The sequence below is a fragment of the Ideonella azotifigens genome (genome assembly GCF_006519715.1).
In the GTDB taxonomy this organism is placed as follows: Bacteria; Pseudomonadota; Gammaproteobacteria; order Burkholderiales; family Burkholderiaceae_C; genus Ideonella; species Ideonella azotifigens.
The window spans coordinates 1-6,237 of sequence record NZ_VIDT01000316.1; the positions used below are offsets into that span (position 1 = coordinate 1).

Genomic DNA, 6,237 nt, shown 5'->3' on the forward strand with positions numbered 1-6,237 from the left:
GTGGCGTTGGCGTTGTCGGCCAGCGGGCCGATGCGGCCGTCGACCTGCTCGGTGATCTTGCGCAGGTGCTCGGTCATCTTGGCGATGTTGTCCAGCGCCTCCTTCAGCTGCGGGCCGCTGACCAGGCCGCGGGCCGACGCGGCAATCGCCGAGACGTCGTCGACCAGGCGACGGAAGTCCATGCCGTCGAGCTGATTCTTCAGGTTCTGGATGGTCGTGACATTGGTCGGGATCTCCAGCCCGTCGTTGTTGTCTCGGCGGTTGGCCGGCTTGCCGGGCCGCAGGTCCAGGTCCACGTAGAGCTGGCCGGTCAGCAGGCTTTGCATCGACAGCTGGGCCGTCAGCCCGCGGGTGATCAGGCCTGGCAGCACCGGCTGGGGCCGCTTGTCGTCGTCCTTCTGGTCGCCCAGGCCGCGGATCGCCTCGGGCTCCAGGTCGGCCTTCACGGGGATCAGGAAGTCGCCATGCGGCTGGTCGTAGACCAGGCCGATGGAGGTCACGCTGCCCAGCCGCACGCCGCGGAAAACCACCGGCGCGCCAACCTGCAGGCCGTAGATCGAGCCGGTGAAATACATCACCACATGCTCCTTGCGTGCGAACAGCTTGCCGCCGCCGGCCAGGATGATCCCGACCAGCACCAGCGCGATGCCGACGACGACAAACGCGCCGATCAGCGTTGCGTTCCCTCTTTTCATGCTGCTTTTCCTCTGCGCAAAAACGTCTGCACTCTTTCGGGCCCGTGTTCCAGCAACTCCCGTGGCGGTCCGAGTGCGGTCATGGTCTTGTCCTGCGCGTCCAGGAACAGCGCGCGGTCGGCGACCGCGAAGATGCTGGCCAGTTCGTGCGAGACCATCACGATGCTGCGCTGGTGCTCGTCGCGCAGCTGGCGGATCAGCTGGTCGAGCTGGTCCGAGGTGATCGGGTCCAGCCCGGCGGAAGGCTCGTCCAGGTAGAGCAGCGGCGGGTCCAGCGCCATCGCGCGGGCGATGGCGGCGCGCTTGCGCTGCCCGCCGCTGAGCGAGGACGGCTCGGCGTCGAACTGATCCGACAGGCCGACGAGTGCGAGCTTCTCCTCGGCGCGCTGGTGGCGCTGCTCGGCGCTGCCGGCGTCGTGGGCACCCGGGAACAGCTCCATCGGCAGCATCACGTTTTCGCCCACCGTCATCGAGCTGAACAGCGCGCCGGCCTGGAACATCACGCCAAAGCGCTGCCGCAGCTGGGCCTGCGCCTCGGGGCTGACGGTGGCAATGTCCTGGTCCCCTTGCGGGCCGGTGTACAGCACGCGGCCCTTGGCGGGCACCTGCAGGCCGATCATGTGGCGCAGCAGCGTGCTCTTGCCGCAACCGCTGCCACCGACGATGACCAGCACCTCGCCGCGGCGCACGTCGAAGTTCAGGTCGCGCTGGATGAGCTTGCGGCCGTAGGCCATGGTCAGGTCCTCGACGCGCAACAGCATGTCGTTCATCTTCACCAGCCCAGGCGCTGCAGCGCCACTGTCAATGCCGATGCGGCGACGACGATCCAGACGATGGCCTGGACCACGGACTTGGTGACGGCCTCGCCGACCGCCTCGGCGCTGCGGCCGGCGTTCAGGCCCTGGCGGCAACCGGCCAGCGCCACCAGCAGGCAGTACACCGTGCCCTTGGCCAGGCCGACGTTGACGTGCGTCAGCGTCAGCACCTGGCTGGACTTGTAGATGTATTCGGCCGGGGCCACGCCGAAGATGGCCACCGCGATCAGCCAGCCGGCCGCCACCGCGACGATGGCGGCATAGGCCGTCAGCAGCGGCGCCACCAGCGTCAGCGCCAGCAGCCGCGGCAGCACCAGGTGATCGATGGGGTTCACGCCCATGGCCTTGAGCGCGTCGATCTCTTCATTGGCCTGCATGCTGGCCAGTTGCGCCGCATAGGCCGCGCCAATGCGGCCCGACAGGATGATGCCCGTCATCAGCGCGGCAACCTCGCGCACCGCGCCAATCGTCACCAGGTCGGCGATGTAGGTCTGCGCACCAAAGCGCTGCAGCTGCACCGCGCCCATGTAGGCCAGGATCACGCCGACCAGGCCGCTGACCAGCGAGACGATGGCCACGCTGCGCGGCCCTGCCTGGTCGATCTGGTAGACCAGGTCGCTCAGGCGCATGGTGCTGCGCCCGCGCAGCAGGCGGCCCAGGCCCAGCAGCACGTCGCCGATGAACTCCCAGGTGCAGCGTGTGCGTGCGCCCGCTTCGGCCACCCGGGTGCCCAGCGCCGTGACCCAGTGGGGCCGCGGCCTGGGTGCGCGCCGCGGGCGTTTGGCGGGGTCGGTTGGCGGTGGCGCTTCGGGTTCGGGCATCGCAGGGCTGCTGGGTGTCTCGTTCAAGGGGGCCGGAATGGGGTGACTGGACGCGTCACGAAGAGGCGTCGACAAGGCGCTGCAACAAGCGGGCCCACCTTGGCAATCTTGCATTGCAGTGTGCCGTGCCGGCACCTGGCTGCCATCGGCTGCCAGCGGGTTCGGCTGTGGGACACGGCTGACAGTGTGTCAAGCGCAGCTCCCACGGCCTGGCAGCCGGGCGGGTTGGATGATGCCGCATCGCTTCAATGACCCCAAGAGGACTTCCATGGGAACCATCCATCCCGCGACGAGGCTGAACGCCCTGCCTGACGAGTTGTCCCTCGCCCCGGCAGTGATGGCCACGCCCTTGGGTGCCGTGTCCTGGCCGGCGGTCTTCGCTGGTGCGACCGGCGCGGCGGCACTGTCGCTGATCCTGCTGATGCTCGGCTCCGGGCTGGGCCTGTCCGCCGCGTCGCCCTGGGCGCAGCACGGGGCCGATGTCGGCACGCTGGGCGTGGCGGCCATCCTGTGGATCATCGTGACCAGCCTGGCCGCCTCGGCGCTGGGCGGCTACATTGCCGGCCGGCTGCGCAGCCGCTGGCGCGATGCACAAGGCGATGAAGTCTTTTTCCGCGATACGGTGCACGGTTTCCTGTCCTGGGGCCTGGCGACACTGGTCAGCGCCGCGGTGCTGGGCGGTGCAGCCTCCAGCATTATCGGCAGCGGCGCCAAGGCGAGTGCTGCGGCACTGGTGGGCGGCGGCTCGGCCGTGGCTGCGGCGGACCCGACGCGCTATGCGGTGGACAAGCTCTTCCGCACGCCTGACGGCATCGCGCCCCAAAGCACCGACACCGCGGTGACCGCGCGCAATGCCGCTGCGGCGACGGCCACTGCGGCCGCGGCCAACGCGCTGCCAGGCACCGTCACGGTAGTGCCCACCGTGATGCCCGTCAGCGGCAGCCTGGACCGCTCGAACGACCGCGCGCTGGCCGCGGAAGCCACGGCCATCTTTGTTGCCAACCTGCGCAGCGGGGCCTTGCCGGCAGACGACCTGCGCTACCTGGGCCAGCGTGTCTCGCAACAGACCGGGCTGGCGCCGCAGGATGCCGAGAAGCGGGTTTCGGATGGCTATGCGCGGCTGCAGGCCCAGCCGGCCGAGGCCGACAACGCCGCACGCGTTGCCGCCGACCAGGCCCGCGGCGCCTCGGCCAAGACCTTGCTGTGGCTGTTCATCTCGCTGCTGATCGGTGCGTTCGCGGCCACGCTGGCGGCGACCTACGGCGGGCGCGAACGCGACCGGGCCTGAAGCCATTCGTCACACGCGGCTGTCCACCGACTGGCCGCGCCACACGTTGAACCTGCAAGCACGAAGAAGGAGTTCCACCATGCGTTCCTTGCTGCTCTGGGCGCTGGGCGTGCCCATTCCCATCATCATCCTGATCGCTCTGATCCACTGACCACCGCGGTCCCGGTCCCCCTGCCGGTGCGGCGATTCGAAATCGCCGGCAAATCAGGTGCCTCTATTACCTGAAGTCTGGAGAAGTCCAATGAAAAAATCCCTGATCAATTCGCCGCTCAAGAAGCTGCTCGCCGCTGCCGGCATCCTGGTGCTGGCAGCGCCTGCGATGGCGCAAGTGACCTTCTACCAAAACGATCGTTTCCAAGGCCGCTCGGTCAGCGTGCAGACGCGCGTCGATGACCTGCACCGCTATGGCTTCAATGACCGCGCATCCTCGGTCGACGTGCGCGGCGGGCGCTGGGAAGTCTGCGAGGACTCGAATTTCCGTGGCCGCTGCGTGGTGCTGCGCAGTGGCAGCTACCCGTCGCTGCGCGACATGGGCCTGAACGACCGCGTCACCTCGGCACGGCTGTTGCGCAGCAATGACCGGATCGACGAGGCGCGCTATGCGCCGCCGCCGCCGCCCGCCTACAACTACTACCGCCGCGGTGGCGAGCGTCTGTACGAAGCCCAAGTCACGCAGGTCCGGGCCGTGATGGGCGAGCCGAACCAGCGCTGCTGGATCGAGCGTGACCGTGTCGTGCGCCAGGACCAGCCGAATGTGCCGGGCGCGCTGGCTGGCGCGGTGATTGGCGGCATCCTGGGCCACCAGATCGGCGGCGGCAATGCCGGCACCGCAGTGGGCGTGGTCGCGGGTGGCGCGCTGGGTGCCAACATCGACCGCGGCCAGCAGCAGTCGGTGCAGAACGTGCAGCGTTGCCAGAACGTGCCCGACCGCACGCCGGACTACTACGACGTGGTCTACCGCTACAACGGCATCTATCACCACGTTCAGACGACCAATCCGCCTGGCCCGACCATCACCGTGAACGGCCGCGGCGAACCGCGCAGCGCGTGATGCTGGGAAGCGCTCGTGCCTGGCACGAGCGGCCAGCAAAAAGGGCGACCCTCGGGTCGCCCTTTTTGCGTCTGCCGCAACGGCAGCGGGTCATGCCCGGCCTGGGCTCATTCCCAGTAAGGCGGGCGGCTGTAGTAGCGGTGCACCTGCACATGCCACTCGCGATCGGCTTCGCTGGGCCAGCTGTCCTTGTCGAAGCCTGGCGCGTGGTCGAATTTTTCCTTGCTGGCATCCAGCACGAAGCACTTGCGGTCGGCGTCCAGCGTCAGTGCGCTCCACGGCAGGGCGAACAGCTTTTCCCCCAGGCCGAGGAAGCCGCCCGAGGCCATCACCACGTAGGCGATGCGGCCGGACGACATGTCCAGCATGATCTCCTCGATGGTGCCCAGCGTCTGTTCCTGCAGGTTCAGGATCTTGTCGCCGGTGATGGTGCTGGCCGTCAGCAGGCCCGGCCCCGGGCCGTTGGGCACGGGGGTCACGGTGCCGGGCGGCAGGCCGGGGTTGACGAGTGCCGGGTCGCGCAGGTCGGCGCTGCCGGGGAAGGTGTCGAGCATGGCCATGGTTTGCCTTTCTTGCGGCGCGGGCCGCAGCGAAGAAGGTAGAGACAAGCGCAGCGGGCGGGCCGTTGCGCACTTGGTCTGGTCACGGCAAGTGGTGTGCCGCGGAACACGCCGCTCAGCGGGGCGGATGTTCCGGGTCGCGCTTGCCTTTGGGCCCGGGCGCCGATGGCGGCAGCCGGCGGTTCAGCGCTTCCAGCACCGGCCCCTTGTCGGTGTCGACCTTGCCGCTGACCACGTCCTGGTGGGCCTGGCGCGTCACCGGGTCCGGCTCGGCTGCGGTGTCGGCCGATTCATCCCGCTCATGCGGCAGCTGGGGCTTGGCCTGCCCTTGCTGGTTGGCCGTGGTTTGCGCATGGGGCGCTTGGGTCTTGGTCGGGTTGGCGGTGCGCATGAAGGCAACTCCTGGTGGTGGGGGTTGCCTTGCATGGGCAGGTGCCATGCCTGCGCGCCGGCTCAGGCCGGTGTGCGGCGGTTGGCCGGTGCCAGGTGCATGAGCTGGCGGTACTTGGTGACCGTGCGGCGAGCCACGTCCAGGCCCTGGCTGGCGAGCTGGCGGGCAATCTCGGCGTCCGACAGCGGGGCCTGCGGTTGCTCGTGCTCGATCATCTGCTTGACCAGGTCGCGGATCGCGGTCGGCGAGCAGGCGCTGCCGTTGCGGCTGACCATCGCGCGCGAGAAGAAATGCTTGAGCTCCAGCACACCGCCGGGCGTGGCCATGTACTTGTTGTTGGTCACGCGCGAAACAGTGGATTCGTGCATGCCCAGTTCGTCGGCAATTTCGCGCAGGCCCAGCGGCTTCATGGCCATCGGGCCGTAGTCGAAGAACTGGCGCTGGCGGTCGACGATGGCCTGGGCCACGCGCGCGATGGTGGCAAAGCGCTGGGCGACATTGCGCATCAACCAGCGCGCTTCCTGCAGGTGCGAGCTCAGCTCCGCATGCGGGCTGGGCTGGCGGCCCAGCATGTCGGCGTAGGTGTGGTTGAGCCGCACGCGCGGCACGATGGACG

8 protein-coding genes are annotated in these 6,237 nt (G+C 68.7%); 2 read left to right on the forward strand and 6 right to left on the reverse strand.

Annotated elements, in window-relative coordinates:
* From FKP22_RS17990 to FKP22_RS18000, 3 genes are all read right to left on the reverse strand, one after another.
* Positions 1–695 (reverse strand): MlaD family protein (locus FKP22_RS17990; protein WP_141288961.1); only part of this gene is annotated, 695 nt, incomplete at its 3' end.
* Positions 692–1,465 carry an ABC transporter ATP-binding protein gene (locus FKP22_RS17995; protein ID WP_141288963.1) on the reverse strand — a complete coding sequence of 258 codons (774 nt, stop codon included), beginning with the start codon at positions 1,463–1,465 and terminating at the stop codon, positions 692–694. The genes FKP22_RS17995 and FKP22_RS17990, both read right to left, overlap by 4 nt.
* Positions 1,466–1,467: 2 nt before the next feature.
* On the reverse strand, positions 1,468–2,331 hold the full coding sequence (locus FKP22_RS18000; RefSeq protein WP_231010155.1) for an MlaE family ABC transporter permease: 864 nt from the start codon (positions 2,329–2,331) through the stop codon (positions 1,468–1,470).
* A 268-nt stretch (positions 2,332–2,599) separates the two neighbouring features.
* Between FKP22_RS18000 and FKP22_RS18005 the strand changes: the two genes are divergently transcribed.
* Positions 2,600–3,619 (forward strand): hypothetical protein, encoded by a 1,020-nt coding sequence (locus FKP22_RS18005; RefSeq protein WP_231010156.1) that lies wholly within the window; start codon positions 2,600–2,602, stop codon positions 3,617–3,619.
* Between the two features lie 241 nt (positions 3,620–3,860).
* A complete protein-coding gene (locus tag FKP22_RS34385) occupies positions 3,861–4,670 on the forward strand; it encodes a beta/gamma crystallin-related protein (protein WP_310733347.1) in 810 nt (269 codons plus the stop codon).
* A 107-nt stretch (positions 4,671–4,777) separates the two neighbouring features.
* Here FKP22_RS34385 and FKP22_RS18015 read toward each other — a convergent pair whose 3' ends face one another.
* The 3 genes from FKP22_RS18015 to FKP22_RS18025 form a co-directional block, all read right to left on the reverse strand.
* Positions 4,778–5,230, reverse strand: a complete 453-nt coding sequence (locus FKP22_RS18015) for a PRC-barrel domain-containing protein (RefSeq protein WP_141288978.1) — start codon at positions 5,228–5,230, stop codon at positions 4,778–4,780.
* 115 nt (positions 5,231–5,345) lie between these two features.
* Positions 5,346–5,621 carry a hypothetical protein gene (locus FKP22_RS18020; protein ID WP_141288980.1) on the reverse strand — a complete coding sequence of 92 codons (276 nt, stop codon included), beginning with the start codon at positions 5,619–5,621 and terminating at the stop codon, positions 5,346–5,348.
* 62 nt (positions 5,622–5,683) lie between these two features.
* On the reverse strand, positions 5,684–6,237 hold a 554-nt coding region (locus FKP22_RS18025), incomplete at its 5' end, for an RNA polymerase factor sigma-54 (protein WP_445663748.1).